The organism is Pseudoalteromonas luteoviolacea CPMOR-1, assembly GCF_001625685.1.
In the GTDB taxonomy this organism is placed as follows: domain Bacteria; phylum Pseudomonadota; class Gammaproteobacteria; order Enterobacterales; family Alteromonadaceae; genus Pseudoalteromonas; species Pseudoalteromonas luteoviolacea_K.
On record NZ_AUYC01000002.1, the window covers coordinates 125,687 to 146,990 of the forward strand.

Genomic DNA, 21,304 nt, shown 5'->3' on the forward strand with positions numbered 1-21,304 from the left:
ACCTTCAATAGTCAAAGATCTGTCAAAATTTCATAATATTTTAAATGCATACGTATGCAGTTTTTTTACTCAAATGCATGCATGCCGTATGCTTTTCGACAATATTAACGACCAGAAGCACTTTATACTTTTAGCTGGCTTAGTTCGCTTTAAGAAGTGGCTTCACTGCACAAAGCTGGAGAATCGTGCATGGCGCAAAATGAATGGTGGAAAGGTGCGGTAATCTATCAGGTTTACCCACGCAGTTTTAAAGACACCAAAGGTGATGGTATCGGTGACCTTAACGGCATCATTGAACGTCTTGATTACATAAAGTCATTAGGCGTTGATGCAATTTGGATATCCCCCTTTTTTAAATCACCGATGAAAGACTTTGGATACGATATCAGTGACTATCGAGATATTGATCCTATGTTTGGTAATATTGACGATTTTGATAACTTAATTGCTCAAGCGCATCAACGTGATATCAAAATTATTATTGATCAGGTTCTCAGCCACACGTCCAATGAACACCCGTGGTTTGTCAAAAGCCGTCAAGATAAAAACAACGAAAAATCTGACTGGTACGTGTGGGCTGATGCTAAACCGGATGGCAGCCCGCCAAATAACTGGTTATCTATTTTTGGCGGCGTTGCGTGGCAATGGGAACCGAGAAGATGTCAGTACTATTTACACAACTTCTTAACTGAACAACCTGATTTAAACTTCCACAATCCACAAGTTCGTCAAGCGGTATTAGACAACGTCAAATTCTGGCTCGACAAAGGTGTGGACGGCTTCCGTTTAGATGCGATTAACTTCTGCTTCCATGATAGTGAACTGAAGGACAACCCAGCTAAGCCAAAAGAGTTGAGACAGGGTCGAGGGTTCAGCGAAGACAATCCTTACGCGTTCCAATACCACTATTACAATAACACTCAACCGGAAAATTTGGATTTTATGGCTGAGATCCGTACCTTGCTTAACGAATATCCGGGCACAGTTAGTTTGGGGGAAATTTCATCAGAAGATTCTCTTAAAACCATGTCAGAGTATACTTCCGGTGGTGACAAACTGCATATGGGATACAGCTTTGAACTGCTTACCAATGACTACAGCGCTGAATATATTCGTGAAACGGTATCACGCCTTGAATCTGTAATGACCGAAGGCTGGCCATGTTGGGCATTTAGCAACCATGATGTTGAACGCGTCGCCAGCCGCTGGTCTAAAGACGGCCAAACAGTGAACCCTCAGCAAGTAAAAATGCTCACTGCTTTACTTGGCTCATTGCGTGGCAGCGTTTGTATGTATCAGGGTGAAGAATTAGGGCTTGGTGAAGCACAAGTTGCATTTGAAGATCTTCAAGACCCATACGGCATAACATTCTGGCCAAACTTTAAAGGCAGAGATGGCTGTCGCACTCCCATGCCATGGTCTACGGAACAAGCACATGCTGGCTTTACACAAGGTAAGCCGTGGTTGCCTGTTGCTAATGCACATGCGCACACTGCGGTAGATATACAAGAGCAAGATGATAATTCTATCTTGGCACAATATCGCGCATTTTTAGCTTGGAGAAAGTCACGCCCAGAGCTAGTTACAGGTGATATTGAATTTATATCGACTAAAGAGCCGATTTTAGCCTTTTATAGAACACTAGAAGACAAGAAGTTGCTTTGTGTATTCAATTTGACGGAACAAACTTCGGAATTTGTGGTCGAACAAAGCATAAAGGTTTCCATGGATGAACTGGCCCACCATACCGGTGAGCTACAAGCAGGTATAGTAACCCTGCCCGGTTACGGCTGCTATTTCGCATCTATATAACACAGATGACCCCTAAAGCCCCTTCATGGGGCTTTCTCAACCCCTGAGCAGTTTTTTCAAAGCGCCAGCTCTTAGGGCCTTATGGTAATACCAACCTTGATGCACATTCACACCACGCGCACTTAAATAATTAGCTTGTAATTGCGTTTCAACACCTTCAGCTATCAACTTTTTACCCAGCTTATCGGCCATTTCTATCACCGCATTTAAAACTGGAGATTGCAAATTAGCTAAACCAATGGAGGCAACGAAGCTTTGATCTATTTTGAGCAGGTCAATTGGAAAACTCTGCAAGTACTGTAAACCACAATAGCCCGTACCAAAATCATCTATCGCAATTTCAACGCCTAACTCACCCAACCGTTGCAGGACCGACTTAATTTTTGTTTCGGATAGTACATCACGCTCAGTAAGCTCTATGGTTAAGTTATGAAATACAGACTTAGCTTCACACAACTTTTTTATGTAACTCGGGCAGCCTAGCAAATAACCATTCACGTTAAATGACACTTTAAAATCAGGGTTAGTAACTAAAACAGACCTCAAATCAGATATCGCTTTGTCAATTTGATACAATGATATCTCTAATATCGTGCCATCTCGTTCTGCTTCTGGCACAAAATAGGTTGGTCCCAACTCCCCTTCAATAGGATGCATCCAACGGATCAACACTTCAACACCGACGACAGTTTGTTGCTGCGCATCTACCAAAGGTTGATAGACATTAAATAACTCCTGACGAGTCAGCGCACTCAATAACAATGCCCGGCTGCTGAACACACGTTTATCATAATGATTCAATATCAAAACCAACCCAAGCCAAGACAACACATACATAAAACACAAGGCCATTAACCAGATTGGGCTCGGTAACCCTAAAAATCGAGCATTTTTAGCCACGATAATAGATAACTGCGGAACACTTTGAAAAGGTTTCATATACAGAAACTTACGACTCTGATCATCAAACAACTTCTCTAATTCAGTGCTTTGAGACAAAGGAAACAATGCATGCCCGAGTGGTAAACTATACTCACCTTGCAAAAATATAGGTACACCGGTCTCACTATCGACGATTGTAATGTAATCAAGTTCAGGATATTTGCTTAAATGGATCATATCGTTGATCCAATCGGTCGGTAATAATGCATTCACTTCATAGCCATCATGGCGAGTTCTGGCCAACACAAATGCGGACACTTGCAAAAACTCAGAGATAATAGGACCGTGATACCTAAGCCCTCTCTTTTTAGGTGGCTCACTGATAAACAGAGGTGAAGACAGTAATCCGAACGAATTACACACTAACTCACCAGCGGGGTTAACTATTCCTATTTCACTCACCGCTGGATGTTTAAAAACAAATTGTCTCATTTTCGCAATAGCGGAATCTGAACATTGAACGTCTATGCTGTCAGCATGATGTAAAAAACTGTCCACACTATTTAATTGAGTGCCAAACTCAATCATCACTCGCTCAGCCATCGCCCTGACGGATGCCTTATTAGACTCAGCATGTTGGATATAGATAAAAATAGAAAGGAGACCAAAAAGAAATGAGCAGATCAGCCAAGAAACAACAATATTCTTAAAGTGATTAGTCCAAGCAGATACTCTCTGACTCAAGTCAAATTTCCAAGATAAAATGAGTTAGCAAAGTCTAATGCGTAAATATGACCGATATATGACAAAGGGTTTACTCTTGCGAGTAAACCCTTTGAGGGAAAGCCGTAAAATCATTCTGGCAAAATGCCAATAATTCAGCTTACAGGTTTTTGCTTGTGCCTACTTCAACACGAGTTTTTAACTTCTGACCTGGTCGAAAAGTTACAACGCGCCTTGCAGAAATAGGTATATCTTCTCCAGTTTTTGGGTTTCGACCTGGACGTTGTTTTTTATCACGTAGGTCAAAGTTGCCAAAGCCAGAAAGCTTAACCTGCTCTCCGTTTTCAAGCGCTGAGCGGATTTCTTCAAAAAACGCTTCAACTAAGTCTTTGGCATCCTTTTTATTTATCCCCAGTTTTTCAAATAGGTGTTCAGCTATGTCGGCTTTAGTAAGCGCCATATCTAGTCCCTCAACGATGCATTAAATTGTTTGGCCAATTCGGCCACGACTCTGTCTACTACTTCGTTGATATCTTTCTCTTCGAGCGTTTTATCAACGTTTTGTAGGGTTAGGGCGATGGCTAAACTCTTATAATCGGGTTCAATACCTTTGCCCTTATACACATCGAATAAGTTTAGGTCAACTAATTGATTTCCGCCAACTTTCTCAATGCTTTCTAAAATATCGCCTATTTTTACATCATCTGCAACTAAAATAGCAATATCTCTGCGATTTGATGGAAATTTTGAGATATTAACGGCTTCTGGTAGCTTTCTTTGTGAAATTGCATCCACTTCTACCTCAAATACAAACGCTGTGTCGTTCAATTCTAGCGATTTTTGTAATTGAGGATGAATCGCACCGATAAATCCAACTTTAACGCCATCAGCATAAATTGCCGCTGATTGACCAGGATGTAAACCATCACTCGCTTCTGCTTTAAAGCTAAATCTAGCAGGGTCGTTGCAAACTGCAAGTAAAGCTTCAACATCACCTTTAATATCAAAGAAATCAGCCTTACGAGTTTCAATTCCCCAATGTTCATTATGTGTATTGCCATACACAATACCGCCAATCACAGCACTTTGACGAACACCGTTTTCTGCATTTTCATCTTTGATGAACTTTAATCCATGCTCAAAGAATCGAATACGTGATTGTTGACGGTTCTGATTGTATACCAAAGCGTTTACAAGACCCGGCATCAAACTTACACGCATTGCAGACATTTCAACCGAAATCGGGTGAGGCAACACTAGCGCATCGCTTTGTGGGTGCAGTAGCGCCTGCTTTTTAGGGTCTACGAAGCTGTAAGTGATCGCTTCTTGGTAGCCTCGTGCAACTAGCTCATTGCGGAAACGAGAAACTGGTACAGATGCCTCTTGGTGATCTGTCATTTTAAGTGCTGCAATTGGCGCAACATTTGGAATGTTGTTGTAGCCAAATACGCGTGCAACTTCTTCGATAAGATCTTCTTCAATGCTGATATCAAAGCGGTAGCTTGGCACTTGTGCCTGCCACTGACCAGCATCAACCGATACCTCTAGACCAAGACGAGTCAAAATATCTGTTACTTTAGCATCTTCAATGTGATAACCGATCACACGGTCTAAACGCTCACGGCGAAGTGTTACTGATTTAGCCGCTGGTAAATCTGCTTCAGAAACAGCTTCAACAACTGGGCCCGCTTCACCACCAACAATTTCAAGTAATAATGCAGTCGCACGCTCCATAGCATCACGCTGAAGCTCATGATCTACACCGCGCTCGTAACGGTGAGAAGCATCAGTGTGCAAGCCATAGCTACGCGCTTGACCAGCAATCGCGAGTGGGTTGAAGAATGCACTTTCAAGTAGGATATCTTGAGTACCCTCTTTAACACCTGATGCTTCACCACCAAAAATACCCGCCATTGCTAATGCTTTTTCGTGGTCAGCAATCAGTAATGTTGATGTATTGAGCTTAGCGGTATTGCCATCTAGCAATACTAACTCTTCATCTTGCTGTGCTTTACGTACTTTGATGCCACCTGAGATAGCAGCGAGGTCAAATGCGTGCATCGGATGACCTAGCTCAAGTAATACATAGTTAGTCACATCAACAACAGGATCGATTGAGCGAATACCTGAGCGGCGCAGTTTTTCGACCATCCACAGTGGCGACTCAGCATCAAGGTTAATGCCCTTAATAACTCGGCCTAAATAACGAGGACACGCGTCGCTATCTACTAGCTCAATGTCAATCTTGTCATCAATGGTTGGCTCAACTGTGTCGATAGCAACTTCAGTTACATCCAGAGCGTTTAATACACCCACTTCACGTGCAAGGCCTTTAATGCCTAGACAGTCACTGCGGTTTGCTGTTAAGTCAACATCGATAGTGACGTCGTCTAATTGGAAATATTCACGAATGTTCTGACCAATTGTTGCATCTGCTGGTAATTCTAAAATACCGTCAGAGCTTTCCGCCATACCAAGCTCTTCAAACGCACATAGCATGCCGTGAGAAGGCTGACCACGTAGTTTTGCTTTTTTAATTTTAAAACCACCAGGTAATACAGCACCAACTTTAGCAACCGCAACCTTTAGACCTGCACGGCAGTTTGCCGCGCCACATACGATGTCGAGTAATTCTTCTTCACCAACGTTTACTTTTGTCACGCGAAGCTTGTCAGCATCTGGGTGCTGGCCGCACTCAACGACTTCACCAATGACTACACCATCAAAGTCACCAGCAACCGGATCTACACCATCTACTTCTAAACCTGCCATAGAAAGCTGTTCAGAAAGAGCATCCGTATCAATCGCAGGGTTTACCCACTCTCTTAGCCACTTTTCACTAAATTTCATTTTTGGTTCGCTCTTATCTGAATTGGTTTAGGAATTTTAAATCGTTTTCGAAGAATGCACGTAAGTCGTTCACGCCGTAACGTAACATCGTCAAGCGCTCTACACCCATACCGAAGGCAAAACCAGTGTACTTTTCAGGGTCAATTCCGACTGAACGTAAAACATTTGGATGCACCATACCGCAACCAAGTACTTCTAACCATTTGCCGTTTTTGCCTTTTACATCGACTTCAGCAGACGGCTCAGTGAATGGGAAGTATGAAGGACGGAAACGAATTTCCATGTCTTCTTCAAAGAAATTACGTAGGAAATCGTGCAAAATACCTTTCAGCTCAGTGAAGCTGACATTCTCATCAACCATTAGGCCTTCAACCTGATGGAACATTGGAGTATGTGTTTGGTCGTAATCGTTACGATAAACACGTCCAGGAGAGATAATGCGAAGTGGAGGCTGTTCAGCTTCCATCGTACGGATCTGTACGCCACTTGTTTGAGTACGTAAAACAAGCTTTGGATTAAAGTAGAACGTATCGTGGTCAGCACGCGCAGGATGATGCTCAGGAATATTCAAAGCATCAAAGTTATGAAAATCATCCTCAATTTCAGGACCTGATTTTACTGCAAACCCGAGCTCACCAAAAAATGATTCAATACGCTCAATAGTACGCGTTACAGGGTGTAAACCACCTGTTGGCGCTGTACGTCCTGGTAAAGTCACATCAATTGTTTCTGCTGCTAGTTTTTGCTCTAATGCAGCATTTGCAAGTGCTTCACGTTTTTCGTTAATTGCAGTTTGTACCTGGTTTTTTGCCTGGTTGATTACTTGACCTGCTTCTTTACGCTCTTCTGGCGCTAGCTTGCCTAGGGTTTTTAATAGCCCAGTAATCTCACCTTTTTTACCAAGGTAGTTAACTCTGACTTCCTCAAGTTGCGCAATCTCACTGGCACTTGAAACGGCTTCAAGCGCTTGCGCTAAAATATTCTCTAAGTTCATTCTATACCTGATCTGGTTGAGGTAATTTGCCTTTTCTGAATCAGTTATGATAACTGAAAGATGGGGCTAGATTCTAGCCCAAATTCACAGCTTTAACGTTGCTTTTATAAAAGGAATGGTAAGTTTTCGCTGTGCAGCCATGGATGCGTGGTCTAACTTATCCAAAACATCCAATAATGCCCGCATATCTCGGCTCAATCGAGTGAGTAAAAATCGGGCACATTCATCACTTAATTCGAGTCCACGCATGTGCGCACGTTTCACTAATGCTTCAGCTTTATCATCATCACTCATTGAGCGAATTTGAAAAGTCGTGCCCCATGCCAATCGTGACTCTAAGTCGGGCAGTTCGATATTGAGCATGTTAGGTAAGAGATCAGCGGTCATCACTAAACACTTACCTGCTTCGTTAAAGCGATTAAAAAAGTTAAAGAGGGCTTTTTCCATTGCTTCATTGCCAGCAACTAAATGCACATCATCAATGCACACTACGTCCAGTGCATCCAGCCCCTCTAACACGTCTGGGCCGAACTTAATCACTTCACGAAGTGAAAGTAAAATCGTTGATAGGCCGAGCTCTTGCGCATGAATACACGTTGCATACAACAAGTGAGACTTACCGGAGTCTGCCAAGCCACATAAATAAGTAAATTGAAAATCGGACTGGATATCACTTAACGCTTTTTTTAAGTGCGTCACTTCAAGTGATTTTTCACCGCCAAAATAAGATGTGAACGTCTCGTCATCTGGCAAAGTTACTGGTAAAGCCAACTGCATCGGATCTAACATTATTGCTGCCCTACCCAGCTGTACCTTAAGTTTTCAGAACTGACGACCTGATGAAAAGCCCGCGGGTCTACGTAGACCTCGAAAGACTGTTCCAACTTCAGTGACTTTTGTAAATCTGAGACAGAAGATAGGTGCTCTACTTCAAATTGAACTTGCTGTTTACTTCGATAAATAACATCAACGCTATTCACTGTACTGATGGTCAATAACTCTCTTTTCGCACGTTCTATTTTATCAAATGTTCTTAGCCCGTCGACCGTGATCACGGTACTATTTGTAGCATAAGACTTAGTCGGGTCAATGATATATTCACTGGCAAGCGCCGCCGACATATCATTGATCATAGAAATCAATAACTGCTGCTTGTCACCCACCAGTTGCACTGACTCAAACATCTCCGCATCCGTATAACGCCAATCCAGTTGCCAACTGCTGGAGTTAGGCTGCTTGAATAAACGCCCAGTGATCACCCGCTCAGCATTATAGCGGGCCGATGCGGCCTCTACAGGCTCGGAGAAATTCCCCCATACCTCAGCAATGCCGACCTGCGAACGATCAGTTAAATCCATCAATGGCACAACAACGGGGATCCCCCACTCCGCAGCCGTATCGTAAATTAATCGCTCTAACTGAGGGTAACTCTCTTGAGTCACAAAGTCGCGCCTCAAATTGTCTTCAATTACTAACCAAATCGCAATCAGAGGGCGTCGGTTACCCCAAAGCCCAAACCCGCTCTCTCTGACCAAGTTTTCAACTTTCTCAGCTTCAAAGCGCACTCGTATCTTTAGCTCTTGGTTGGCATGCTCAATATATTCGTACTTCAGCATGTAATCTGATATACGTCTTTTGCTTTTTTTGATCAATGGATGATCACTATGCCCAGCTTTCCCTGTAAGCTTCTTGATCACCTGATCCAACGCATCTTGACTGGCTTTGGCGCGCGTGGCACGCGTTTTGTCATCAACCACAAGCGTTGCCTCGTATAGATCCGTCACTTCTATCGCAAACGCGGAGCTGCACATCCAAAATAGACAAATAAAGAAGAGTTTTTGTGCCATTCGCAACCATTTAATAAAAATAAAGTTTGATCCTAATGCAATCATACACGCTGGTAAAGCAATGGCGATACATTTACTTGGCAAAATAAATTTGATTTTTTCCTTTTCCTTTCGCCTCATACAATGCCAGATCCGCATCATGGATCAAAGCTTGAGCGTCAAAAGATTGGTTGATCACAGAAGCAATACCAATGCTACAACCGCATTGCACCTCTATCCCAGATTCTAACGTTATAGGCGATGACAAAGACTTCAGCATACGCTCAGCCAACTGACTTAATGATTGCTTGTCTATTTTTTCAGTTAACATCACGACAAATTCATCCCCACCCAAGCGACATACAAAGTCATAGCTTCTTAGAGTTTGATTGAGTCGTTCACTCACCGTTTTAAGCACTAAGTCTCCACTTTGGTGACCGTGGTTGTCATTGATGGGCTTAAAATCATCAAGATCAAGATACAACACATAAACGAGGATATCTCCGCGTTGCGAGCGTGCAGACAATCGCTCTAACTCCTTAAATAAGTATTTTCGATTGGCAAGCCCGGTCAAGCTATCATGCAAAGAATCATGCTCTAGCTGTTGCTGAAGTGACTCTCGTACCTCTATTTCATGCTCAAGCTTCGTTAAGCTTTCTTTGAGTTCAGACGTCCGTTCTTGTACTTTGTGTTCCAGCTCTGTCTGGTAGCTTTGCAACGATTTATTTGCTTCAATTAAGGCTTGTTGATTATTAAATGCATCCAGCGCTGATGAGATAACATGGCTGATGGTATACAAGACATCAACGATCATGCCTGAGTATTCGTTTTCTTTTCGATATGATTGAATAATGAACGCACCCAAGTGCTGGCTACGATTAACCAATGGGAAACATAGCCACTGCATGGGTACTGAGCCCAAAATATTTACTTCGCCCTTATCAATTAACTGTTCAATATCATGCTGATTGAAATTGCACACTTTATGTGATTTCAGGGCAAAAGCTGTCAGTGAGTGCGAAATGTCATCTAAAGATAAGTTGTCTAACTCCTCCGCCTCAATATCGTCCTTAACATCATGAAAATACGGGAAAGATAAATTTCCATTTTCTTGATATAAGACCACATAAAAATTATCTGCATAAGTTACTTTTTGTAATATACAATGAATATCCAGTAAAAAGCGTTGAATTGAATCTGATGTATTCAAACACGCTACTATATCCGTCATGCTATCAATCACATAGCCGCTGTCTACCGCCTCTACAGCTATTTTTTCCATTGCGTATCCCTCTGTAACTATTAACACTGTTATCTAAGCTCAACTGCTTAAAGTTTAGACAAAACTATACCCTTTTGCAGTATTTGAAAAATGACATATTTATGTAAACATTGTAATTTACACTATATTTACAAAAACAATAATTATTATGAAAACCTTTATGGAAAGACAAACTTTTATTGTCTTACATATACTTGCCATTGTAACGATTATCGGCAGTATGTTAACAGGCTTTAGAATTTCACTTGTTAGTCAAGACTGGTTGGCTGCGATATCTGTATTGCTCCCACAAGGTGCAATACATACATGGCACCTTGGATTTGCAGTGGGGTTGACGCTGCTCGTCATCGCATACACAGGTTACTCTTTACGTGCCCCTTTTCGTAGTTACCCATCCATTTATCATAAAATAATTAATTACTTAGGATACATCAGCATTTGCCTTATCGTGTTATCTGGATGGGCGGTTTGGGCAAACTTTCATAGCCATTATGCACGGAGTATTCACCAAGTCGCAATGTGGTTAATGGTCAGCTATTTCGTGCTTCACGCTTGGATTTATATCTTGCAAAAAGGACGCGGTGTGTTTGGCGCAATATTGCCAAAACGTCTCAAGCTTATGCACGGTGCCATCACACTATGCTTGGTCATATTGGGTCTGTTTATTCATACATTCACCGTAAACACAAGCCACCAGCTTGAAGTACAAACAATGGCTGATACCGTATTTATTGAAATTGATGGTAAAGCCACAGAAGCCCAGTGGCAATCTGCCCCCACGTATACAGTCACAACCATTGGCGGCGCAAACTTTGACAATGGCAGCACCGAAGTTTCCATCAAAGCACTGGCGAATCAATATGAAACCTACTTCCTCATCTCATGGCAAGACAAATCAAAGAGTACCAACCATTTGCCACTGCTAAAAACGGACAATGGTTGGCAAGTACAAGAGAACGGCTTTTATCGCTTTGATGAACGCACCTTTTATGAGGATAAATTTGCCGTCATGCTTTCCGATGGGTGCGAAATTGCAGGGGACAATACCTATCACTCTGGCAGTAAACCAATTAAGAATAAACCGAAGAATTGGCACGGTAAGGGGTACCATGCCAGCTTGGATGGCAAGGTCAGAGATTTATGGCATTGGAAAGCCGTAAGAACCAATGATATGTACCTCGCCGATGATAACTTTATTGGACCACCCAGTGAACATCTCAAAGGAAAACGTCGATACTCAGCAGGTTACCAAGCCGACGGAAAAGAAAGTGGTGCATATGTGATGAACTGGCAATGGTATAGCAATCAAGGGGTATCGCCAAAACGCTTGCCCATGGATCCACAATCCCATCAAGCTGTTCTGCCATGGTTTGGATCAAAGCCTTATCAACACCAACAAGATACCTACCCTATTGGGACTCTTTTGCCTTCGGTTTTGTATCGTTCTAACCGATTTGAAGGAGACAGAGCGGATGTCAGAGCGAGAGGTGAGTGGCACGACGGACGCTGGACGCTAGAGTTAGTTCGCAAGCACAACACCCGATCTAAATATGACATTCCCTTGCAAACCGGAACCTGTATGTGGGTATCGGCGTTTGACCATGCACAGATTGCGCACACAAGGCATATAAAAGCGATAAAATTGAGGTATGCACTATGATCCAACGGCTTTTAATCTCTGCATTCATCATTGCAGTATTTATCGGTATTTGCTTAGTGCCTCCAGCACAACCTAAGTTAAGCCAACATCCACGATTTACAAAAATAACCCAAGACGGCAAGACACTGTCACCATGGCAAGGCCCATGGGCTTGCGTGCATGACACTCAAAATCAACTACTTTGGGAAGTAAAAACAGATAACGAAACCATTCATGATGGTTATTGGACATATTCTTGGTTTAACGGTGCGCAAGGTAAAGAGAACTTCGGAGATTGTTATTTTGAACCCAACCGCTGTGATACCCAGGACTTAATACGCCGTACCAACGAACAGGCTTTGTGTGGCCTAACTCAATGGCGTTTACCAAGCGCGCAAGAGCTAAGTAGCTTAATTCAAGACCCCGCCTCTCCTGCTCACCCCTATATCGCCAATGACTTTTTTGTGCATATAAAAAAAGGAGATTACTGGAGCGCGGACCACAGCCAACCGTTATCCAAGCAATATCGTCAAGGTGGCGATGGCGCAACCGCAATTAATTTCCATTTTGGTAAAAGTTACACGCTGCCTTACCGAAATGCCGCATTTGTGATGCTGGTCGCCGATCTGCCAGCAGCAAATACTTCACCGCAGCTAAGTCGTCGCGAACTAATTACACAACAGAAACAGGAATAATAACTATGAGAGCGCTCCATTTTGGCCTCGCTTCAACGTTGCTCATGGCAGGTAGTTGCTATGCAGGCAGTGATTACCATCGTATCGTTTGGGATGGTAACCCAAGTAGCCAAGCAACCATTGGTTTTACACCAACCAGCGGATCAAATCACGTGGTGAAATACGGGACTAGTACTGATGAGTCTAGCTGGACCAGCAAAACAGTCACTGCCAGCCATACTTTTGCAGGTAGTTTAAGCAGCCAATTCGTGAAGCTGACAGGCCTGCCTGCTGATTCCGCGATTTACTATCGTGTGTGTGATAGCACGGGATGTGGTCAACATTTATGGTTTAAAACTGCGCCAACATCAACAACGACTGGCTTTGTTGCCATCGCTGGCGGAGATACCCGAACAGGCTGGACCACACGTCGTTCAGGCAATCAAATGGTCGCAAAAATCAGACCGCTATTTATCATGCACGGTGGGGATTATACCAATGCCAACTCGGCGTCGGAAATGAAGGAATACCTCAAAGATTGGCAACTTACCTTTTCCAGTGATTTGATTGGCGGACAAAACTATAAACGTGTATACCCGTTTGTTGCCACACATGGTAATCATGAAGATGATAACTACAAGACCTTATGCCAGGTGTTTGGGGTTGACTATAACAGTGACGGTCAATGTACAAGTGCTGATACCTACGGCGCTTTCAATGTGTCTAATTTGCTTCGAGTTTATACGCTCAACAGCCAGTACAAAAACAGTGGTTGGTCAAGCTACGCGACTGCTATGAATAACTGGTTAAAGCAAGACCTGCAGAGTCAAGGTAGCAGTGCTAAATGGCGAGTAGCCCAGTATCATAAACCCATGTACCCGCACTATTCTGGCAAATCTGATAACACCATCTTGCATACTTGGTGGGCAAATAACTTTTATGATCACGCGATGAACCTAGTTGTTGAATCAGACACTCACATCAATAAAATCACAGAAGCACTGAAACCATCAGGCAGTAATTTTGTCAAAACGACCACTGGCGGCACTGTGTATGTAGGTGAAGGAAGCTGGGGGGCACCAGCACGTTCAGCAAATGATCCTAAGTCTTGGACTATTGACTTAGCGAGCATTCAGCAGTTCAAAGTACTGTCTGTAACACCGAACAAACTTGAAGTAAGAACGGCTCAGTTTTCCTCTTCTACCAATACGTTATCTCGTGAGCAGCGCGCCGCTGATCCATTAGCATTACCTGGTAATGTAAACTGGTGGTACGCAAGTGGCTTAGGCGACATTTTGCCTCTAGTCCAAAGTACGTCTGGCCGTTCAATTATTGATACGCCTGATCTGCCAAACCCTAATGTACTTGAAAACGACGTGCCTGCAACAGGGTTAACGGGTGCAAAAGGCAGTAAAACCGTTTTCACCATGGACGTGCCAGCCAATGCCAACCAGCTATCGTTTACAACAAGCGGCGGTACTGGAGACGTAGATATGTATGTTAAATTTGGGACAGAACCAACAACTTCAAGCTATGACTGTCGCCCATACAAAGATGGTAATAATGAGTCTTGTACTATCTCAAATGTGCAAGCGGGCACGTATTATGTGATGCTAAACGGTTATGCTGCCTTTAGCGGCGTGTCGTTGGTTGGATCTTTCAGTTCAGCAACTAATCCGGGCAATAAACAGCAGTGGACGGGGCTTTCAGCGAATAAATCAAACTGGACTCACAAAACTTTCGATGTCCCAGCAGGTGCGAGCAAGCTAACAGTTAAAATTAGCGGCGGTACAGGCGATGCAGATCTTTATATCCGCGTAGGTAGCCAACCGACCACTTCAAGCTATGATTGCCGCCCCTACGAAAATGGAAATGCCGAAACCTGCACCATAACTAATCCTACGGCGGGTACATGGCACCTAGGTGTGAGAGCATATGAAACATATAGTGGCGTCACGTTAAGCGCCGAATATTAATCTATATGTAAATTGCCCCTTGCGAAGTCTAAGTTTGCCCCTATCATGTGGGGCATAATCACAAGGGGCAAGTTATGAACTTCTTACACACCATGGTGCGCGTAAAAGATTTAGACGCATCACTTAAATTTTATTGTGACCTATTAGGATTGGTTGAAATTAAGCGTAAAGAAAGCGAAAAAGGTCGCTTTACTTTAATTTTTTTAGCCGCTCCAGGTCAGCTTGAACAAGCACAAGCAACGTTTTCACCAACAATTGAGCTAACCTATAACTGGGATAGTGAAGAGTACACAGGTGGCAGAAACTTTGGCCATTTAGCATTCGCCGTTGATGATATTTATGCGCTGTGCGACAAAATCCAACAAGCTGGCGTCACCATTAACCGACCTCCTCGATGCGGACATATGGCATTCATCAAGTCTCCTGATGGCATTTCTATTGAACTACTGCAAAAAAATCAGCCGTTAGAGCCGCAAGAACCGTGGCTATCAATGCCAAATACAGGCACATGGTAAAACATTAAGAAAAAGCGGAGTCGCTCCGCTTCATTCTGATATATGGTATGAGCTCACCAGCTCCTTCATATACTTTTTGAATCCCAAAGAATTGGTTGTATTGAGTAAAGGAGTAAACTGCGCTTTATTTGATTTTGGTATCAGAATAGCCCTGTAGTATTTCTGATGGGCTTGATGCGATAAAGATAAACTTGTCCACCAGCCATTTTTCTTGGCAAAGTAAAAAAAGGTTGGTCTGCTAACCACCGCAAAATCCAATTGTTGCTGCAAAATCAATTCAAGTAATTCCTTTTCACTGCCTGCATCTACTCTTGTTAGCTTCTCTCTGCGCTCAGCTTCTGCCAACTTAGGATAAAAATACCCCTCTACACCGCCATATTTTTTCCCATGTAATGATGCTTGACTTAGGTATTCAAACGGTTTTTTAATGCTCGATACAAATTCATCTGTGTCGTAAAACAGCGGGTCACTCCAAATAAACCTTTGCTGTTCAATATCACCAAACCATTGGGGGTTAACCCCTAATACGACCCCCGCTAAAGTATCGCGTTCAAGCCGTTGGCGGATCTGCTCTTTGCTCATAAAAACCAACTTATATTGCAGGTTTGGCTGGAACTCATTAAGCAAGTTCACAATATCAAAATACAGGCCTTTTTTGTCCGCCAAACTTTCTATGTATGGCGGTTTGTTGTGGTAAGTATACAAACTAAGGCGCTCTATCTGAGCACTCTTTACACTCAGTGACAATAAAGCAAAAACACCCAATACAAATAACTTTAACAACATAAACCCTAACAATGACTAAACGGCTCTATTTTTAATTTATCCTGTCACCGTTCAGTCATCAAGTTTTATACAATAAAGTTATTGGCAATAGCCCTCATTGTACCTAACCAATAACGTTGACCCTTGATGGTTACCCGACACCTTGAGATACCCCCAATATTGGCTTTGCCCTGTAAGATTAATGCACTCACTGTTGCCTTCGTTAGCCGACCTCGCCTCAGTATTAGCGTCATTTGGCCAGCCTTGATTGCTATACTCTAAGGTTAAATCACCGCTACCATGCCCTGTCTGAATACTGATGCTGCCCTGCCCTTCGACATCTTCAAGACTAAACCACATCGGTGTTTGGCTCGTTAAGCAAACAGGTGTCCCTGCGATCACTCTTCCACCAGATAAACCACCTTGTATTTTGCATTGATCAGGTAACGTGGATACAGGAGGCGTGTAGTCAGCCACTAATGTGACATTATCAAAGCGGTTATAACCGCGTAGCATGATGAAATAGTCTCCACCTGCAGGCTGAGCAATATCACATCGCTCAGCATTGCCGCTGACATACGGGCGACAATCATAACTATCAAGGGTAGGTAACTGGCCGTGTTGAACATAAAGATCAGCATCGCCAGTGCCGCTCGAAGTCACTATTGATAAGTCAGTGGCGCCAGCCGGTAACGAGAGTTTAAAATACTTAAATGCATCTTGTTCTGCGGCCACTGTGACAGGTTGCCCTTTGAGCAGAACCACCACCTCATTTGTATTTTCTGATACCGCCACTGAAGTCGATGCACTTGCTTGTGCACCTTGCGGATCTCTCACTGTGAGTGAAACAGTATAGGTTCCCGGTGCGCTATATATATGCCTTGGGTTTGCACTGGTGCTTTGTGCACCGTCACCAAATTGCCACAAATAAGTCAGAGCTTGCCCTTCAGGATCTGAACTCCCTTGGCTGCTAAACCGGATCTCATTACCAATCGTGCCCATGTAAGGCCCGTTGATAGATGCCACAGGTGCGCTATTGTCGTCACTGCCTGCAAGTGCTAATGTCCATTGAGTAAACTCTTCGTTATAACGCTGAGCCCAATCATCAACCGTTGTTTTATAACCAGACCAATTACCTTGTCTAGTTTGTGAGAGCATCACTTTAAGTTCTTCAAAATGACGTTCAAACATAAAACGTACCGCCAAATAACCCCACCGATAAATTCTATCTTGATCAAACCCAGCATAAGTCGTGGCAAATATTTCATTGAGCTGATAAGTACTGCCATCTTTTATCGTATCGATGGCTGCTTGGTTGTCATTGAGATTGGCTACGTATTCAGCAACTCCTTCACTCCACCAAACAATCGCTTCAGTCGGCGCATTAAAGTCACCATATAAGTCAAATCGACCATCTAAGTAATGCACATATTCGTGCTCTAGATTCCAAACGAAATGATCCGCCTTGGCATAGCTGGCCTCATAGGCAACAAAATTTGCCTGATTGCCTACTTTACTTGGATCACCCTCTAAGTACATACCGCCATTATTGGTATCAATCTTAAAGATCGCCTTAGCGTACTTACTGTAATCACCACTGCTATCAAAAATATTCACTTGCAGCATCGTGTTGTTATCATCAGCGACTGGGGTTTGATTAGTCGCTAACATTTGATGAAAACGGGACTCTTCCAGCGCCATCGTTTGGCATGCTGATTCATGCTGCTGTAACGTCATATTTTGTGATCGGATCCGAATCGTCGCGCTACATTGGTAAGTTTGAGATAACGCCTTTTGCGTCAATACGTCTTCAAAATTACAAATGCCGAAGGTATCACAATCAGCATAATAGGTCGCAACATCTGCCGCAGCAAGCCAAATACCATCCCCATACCCAAAGCTTTCAAAGCGGCCAAATAAATCCTTTAGGGCGGTATCTACCAATGGCTGGATAGGTGCATTCTTGTAAGTTTTCAATCTGGCCAGTTCACTGGCTGAATTGATGATGAGATACTCTGAATCTGAACCAATCATCCAATTTTGCTTGGTAAAGTTAGCTAAGATATTCACTAACTCCGTGTCTGATTGTACTTTTGCGACAAATTCAGTATTCCATTGGCCTCGATACAATATGGTGAATACCCCATTAACGGCACTGCGCATATACCATTTGTCTGCATATGATTGTTCCCACTTCAACAACCATGATTTTACAACCGGTAAATAAACATCCTGCATCTCGGAGGAGTCCATTGCAGTAATGACTTCTTTCAACACCTTGCCATGTGCATCAGAGTTGTTATAAAAATGCCGGCTTTTCACAAACTCATCGATGGCAGCACGTACATCAGGCTTTAATTGGGCACCGAAACTCACCGAGTCATTGTAAAATTCTACATAGTAACCGGCACGAATAAACAAAAATAAGGACTCTAAAGGTGCACTGCCACTACCGTCATAACTCATTGACAACGACTTGGCACGCTGTGCCGCTGCACGCATTTTTTCTGTGGTAAATACGGACGTTTGAATTTGACTCGCCGCACTAAATAACTCATTCACACAACTGGCGCCTTGTTGAATTACCAGATCTGCAATCGTGTGGGAGCTCGCCTGCGCTAATGCAGTCATATCGCATTGCAAAGTGACGTCCAAAGTACGTGTTGTCATAAAAGCCGAGTTAACAAAGCTGTGCTCATGCTGCGACACATGACTTTGTGCCGTAGGAGAATTATCAAGCTGATGCTGCGTATACTCATCACCATGGGTGAAGTGCTGCGGTTGTGATGTAACTAGAGGTCTAAATGTTCGCTCAGTGGATTGATGAGCGAAGGATTGTAAACTACATACCACTATGGGCAGTGCCATAGCAAGTGATTGTATTTTCATAATATTACCTTTTTATATGTGTATCCAAACCCGTTAGCGGGAACACTTTTTTAACACAAACGCAATATTGCATACAATATATTTTATATAATATTATTTCATAAACAGCGGGTTAAATTCTTTATCTTGGTATTTAAAATACTGAATTATTCCAGTATAGGCGGGAGTTGCCCTATCGCTCCTTTAAGAGGTAAAGCAATATAATCAATTAGTTATAGTGATGTTGTGATGCAGCTTGGAATCACAAATAAACATGTGCAGGTACTTGGCACATGAAACAAAAGTTACTGAGGTATATTTTTATTTACATATTGGATGTTCACGACACCTTGATTACGCATAGTAACCAGTAGAGTTTGTTTTTCTAGTCTCAACGGGTAATCGCCGTCAGGCAGGTTTTTCCTTGCTAAATTATTTAACCCAGTGATCAAACCTAGCGTCTCTACCTCATGTTGAGAGGGGATATTCACTTGTCCACGAGCTTTGAAGTAATCAACACCTTTATCAACGGCGCCTTCAACAACCGACTTAGCAATTTTTCTACTCGCTTCATTTTTCAACGCTTTAAAAAATAATGATTTAAAAATAGTTGCAATCATGACATAGCCTTAATACTGAAACTTAACTTTATTGTGACATATGAAATTATTACACTCCATTACACCACTACATTTAAGCATCTTATTGATTCAAGATCCGTCACGAAATAGATACAAATCGTATCTAAATGTGTCCTATGACAATCAATTGAATTTATAACAACGTGACTTTGATATCGCGCCAAGGTCTATTGCAGCTAATAGGGTCGCAGTTTAATTTCATGTAATGTGCGATGTTGTTTAATTGATTGTACCCAGCAACTTTAGCGTGGTATGCAGCACCATAGGTAATCGCTTTCAGGGCCTCTTGCGGTGAAATACATTGCCCAGTATCCAGCGTACGTTCATCACAAGAATAATTATGAGGCATGGCTTCTATATCACGACCCATTGCAATGTCGGCCAACCTCAACGGGCATATTGGCTCTCGAGGAAAGTCATTATGTAAGCACAGATTACACCCGTGGCTTAGAATGCTTTTGCAAGGTACAAAGAGCTCATCATAGTGATAATCATTGACCCATTTATAACCACATGTGGCCAAACGGCCCACGGCGATACCCACAGAGGTTTTTTCATCAAGCCGCCCAAGTTGCGACAGCTTCATCACTTCACAATGATCTAACCGCGCGTGATCATCAATGTGACTTTGATATGTGTAGTAAGTTGAAAAGCGCTGAGCTTTTGAGAAACGTATAACCAGTTTTTCGAATAATAACTCAACAAAATGGCTTTGCAGCGCCACTTCAAAATGACTGACACCCTGCTTTTGAGCCTGTTCGATAATATATTCAAATGTCTTTGGCAGTGAGCTCAATTGCCACAATAACTCTTTGCCACTAAATGCCCAGGGTAATAATGACATCCCCTCCGCATTCACAAAACCCAATGTCTTCACTGAGTCAATAAACCCATTAAACGAGGGCGTTCGCCCAATTGCACTATTTTGGATTTTATCTAACAGTTGTGTATTCACATAAGCCACTGAGAAATTACTGCTAACAATACAAATCGGTCGTTCAAGTGCTAATGCATCGAGCGCCTCAACACTCAGTTTATCCAAAGGCTTGCCCCAATTCACCAAATACGGATCTAAACCAAAGCAAAATAAGCAGTCATCCTTATCGAGGCTACTATTTAAATAATCTAAGGTATTTAAGACATAAGCTAAGTTGTAATCTTGATGCACGCGTTTTGCGCTGCCGCACAAACCAAACAATCCAATATCGGCATAATGACGACACAGAGCGGACTCCACGAGGTAGCTATGCACACTCACACAACTGGGGACTATCACAGCATCTGGTTCTAAGCGATGACATCGCACCATAGCAGCATGCTTTTTTACGTTTTCATAGACCTGCGAAAATGTCCCTCGCTCCAGTAGCTTTCCCTTATAAATGGCCAGCGCTTCTGTCCTGTTCAATGTTTGTGAAACATCAGTATAAATAGCTGCAGCGTGACGCCCATCATAAATATCAATGTAGTTTTCAGAGGTAAGTTCAGTGGTAGCACTGCTGCATTGAGTAAACAAACAAGGTGAGTATTTATCTGCAAGCCGATTTAACCACGTTTGCATAAATGTACTTTCCATAGGGTGGTTTTGCAGCATTGGGTTGAGAAAGTGCATAATGGACTCACTCCTAAGTCGGTCAGAGATTGTTCTGTTTGAACTTGCGCATCAATACTGCTTAAAAGCGTGTTAACTGTCTTAGGCTAGTCAAGCAAGTACAAAAAAAACATTACACCTCATTACAGTCCGCATTTAGTGTTGTTTACGCGGATTAGGCATAACCTGACGTAAGATTTAAATGCCACTCAATGTGCCTGTTCGCGTTTTTCATGTAGACTAGCAAGAAAAATTAATTTCTCTATATT

General features: G+C 42.7%; 16 protein-coding genes. 5 read left to right on the forward strand and 11 right to left on the reverse strand.

Features of this window, described 5'->3' with window-relative positions; genetic code table 11:
• Positions 1-189: 189 nt before the first annotated feature.
• On the forward strand, positions 190-1,812 hold the full coding sequence (locus N473_RS00915; protein ID WP_063366346.1) for an alpha-glucosidase family protein: 1,623 nt from the start codon (positions 190-192) through the stop codon (positions 1,810-1,812).
• A 36-nt stretch (positions 1,813-1,848) separates the two neighbouring features.
• Here the strand turns inward: N473_RS00915 and N473_RS00920 are convergent, their stop codons facing one another.
• The 7 genes from N473_RS00920 to N473_RS00950 form a co-directional block, all read right to left on the reverse strand.
• Positions 1,849-3,438 carry an EAL domain-containing protein gene (locus tag N473_RS00920; RefSeq protein WP_063366347.1) on the reverse strand — a complete coding sequence of 530 codons (1,590 nt, stop codon included), beginning with the start codon at positions 3,436-3,438 and terminating at the stop codon, positions 1,849-1,851.
• A 139-nt stretch (positions 3,439-3,577) separates the two neighbouring features.
• Complete coding sequence (gene ihfA, locus N473_RS00925; RefSeq protein WP_023400419.1) at positions 3,578-3,877, reverse strand: integration host factor subunit alpha; 300 nt, start codon at positions 3,875-3,877, stop codon at positions 3,578-3,580.
• A 2-nt stretch (positions 3,878-3,879) separates the two neighbouring features.
• A complete protein-coding gene (gene pheT, locus N473_RS00930) occupies positions 3,880-6,267 on the reverse strand; it encodes a phenylalanine--tRNA ligase subunit beta (protein ID WP_063366348.1) in 2,388 nt (795 codons plus the stop codon).
• A gap of 13 nt (positions 6,268-6,280) precedes the next feature.
• Entirely contained in the window at positions 6,281-7,261 is a 981-nt protein-coding gene (pheS, locus tag N473_RS00935) for a phenylalanine--tRNA ligase subunit alpha (RefSeq protein ID WP_039609339.1), read from the reverse strand.
• An 84-nt stretch (positions 7,262-7,345) separates the two neighbouring features.
• Positions 7,346-8,050 (reverse strand): DnaA regulatory inactivator Hda, encoded by a 705-nt coding sequence (gene hda, locus N473_RS00940; RefSeq protein ID WP_063366349.1) that lies wholly within the window; start codon positions 8,048-8,050, stop codon positions 7,346-7,348.
• Positions 8,050-9,108, reverse strand: coding sequence for a DUF2066 domain-containing protein (locus N473_RS00945; RefSeq protein ID WP_063366370.1), 1,059 nt, complete (start codon positions 9,106-9,108; stop codon positions 8,050-8,052). Before N473_RS00945 ends, hda begins: the two co-directional genes overlap by 1 nt.
• A gap of 73 nt (positions 9,109-9,181) precedes the next feature.
• Complete coding sequence (locus N473_RS00950) at positions 9,182-10,369, reverse strand: sensor domain-containing diguanylate cyclase (RefSeq protein WP_063366350.1); 1,188 nt, start codon at positions 10,367-10,369, stop codon at positions 9,182-9,184.
• A 160-nt stretch (positions 10,370-10,529) separates the two neighbouring features.
• Here N473_RS00950 and N473_RS00955 point away from each other — a divergent pair, with 160 nt between their 5' ends.
• The 4 genes from N473_RS00955 (at position 10,530) to gloA (ending at position 15,173) form a co-directional block, all read left to right on the forward strand.
• The gene (locus tag N473_RS00955; protein WP_063366351.1) at positions 10,530-12,029 is read left to right on the forward strand and encodes an ethylbenzene dehydrogenase-related protein; all 1,500 of its coding nucleotides are present in this window, start codon (positions 10,530-10,532) and stop codon (positions 12,027-12,029) included.
• A complete protein-coding gene (locus N473_RS00960; RefSeq protein WP_063366352.1) occupies positions 12,026-12,703 on the forward strand; it encodes a DUF1566 domain-containing protein in 678 nt (225 codons plus the stop codon). The genes N473_RS00955 and N473_RS00960 overlap by 4 nt, the downstream gene beginning before the upstream one ends.
• 5 nt (positions 12,704-12,708) lie before the next feature.
• Positions 12,709-14,658: a pre-peptidase C-terminal domain-containing protein gene (locus tag N473_RS00965; protein WP_063366353.1), complete on the forward strand. Its 1,950-nt coding sequence runs from the start codon at positions 12,709-12,711 to the stop codon at positions 14,656-14,658.
• 74 nt (positions 14,659-14,732) lie between these two features.
• Positions 14,733-15,173, forward strand: a complete 441-nt coding sequence (gene gloA / locus N473_RS00970; protein WP_063366354.1) for a lactoylglutathione lyase — start codon at positions 14,733-14,735, stop codon at positions 15,171-15,173.
• A gap of 30 nt (positions 15,174-15,203) precedes the next feature.
• On the opposite strand, the gene N473_RS00975 is transcribed toward gloA, so the two are convergent.
• The 4 genes from N473_RS00975 to N473_RS00990 all read right to left on the reverse strand — a co-directional run bounded on the left by N473_RS00975 (position 15,204) and on the right by N473_RS00990 (position 21,056).
• Positions 15,204-15,959 carry a transporter substrate-binding domain-containing protein gene (locus N473_RS00975; RefSeq protein WP_063366355.1) on the reverse strand — a complete coding sequence of 252 codons (756 nt, stop codon included), beginning with the start codon at positions 15,957-15,959 and terminating at the stop codon, positions 15,204-15,206.
• 78 nt (positions 15,960-16,037) lie between these two features.
• Positions 16,038-18,827 (reverse strand): collagenase, encoded by a 2,790-nt coding sequence (locus tag N473_RS00980; RefSeq protein WP_155735499.1) that lies wholly within the window; start codon positions 18,825-18,827, stop codon positions 16,038-16,040.
• A 284-nt stretch (positions 18,828-19,111) separates the two neighbouring features.
• Positions 19,112-19,426 (reverse strand): hypothetical protein, encoded by a 315-nt coding sequence (locus tag N473_RS00985; protein WP_063366357.1) that lies wholly within the window; start codon positions 19,424-19,426, stop codon positions 19,112-19,114.
• A 154-nt stretch (positions 19,427-19,580) separates the two neighbouring features.
• Positions 19,581-21,056: a hypothetical protein gene (locus N473_RS00990; protein ID WP_063366358.1), complete on the reverse strand. Its 1,476-nt coding sequence runs from the start codon at positions 21,054-21,056 to the stop codon at positions 19,581-19,583.
• Positions 21,057-21,304: the final 248 nt, after the last annotated feature.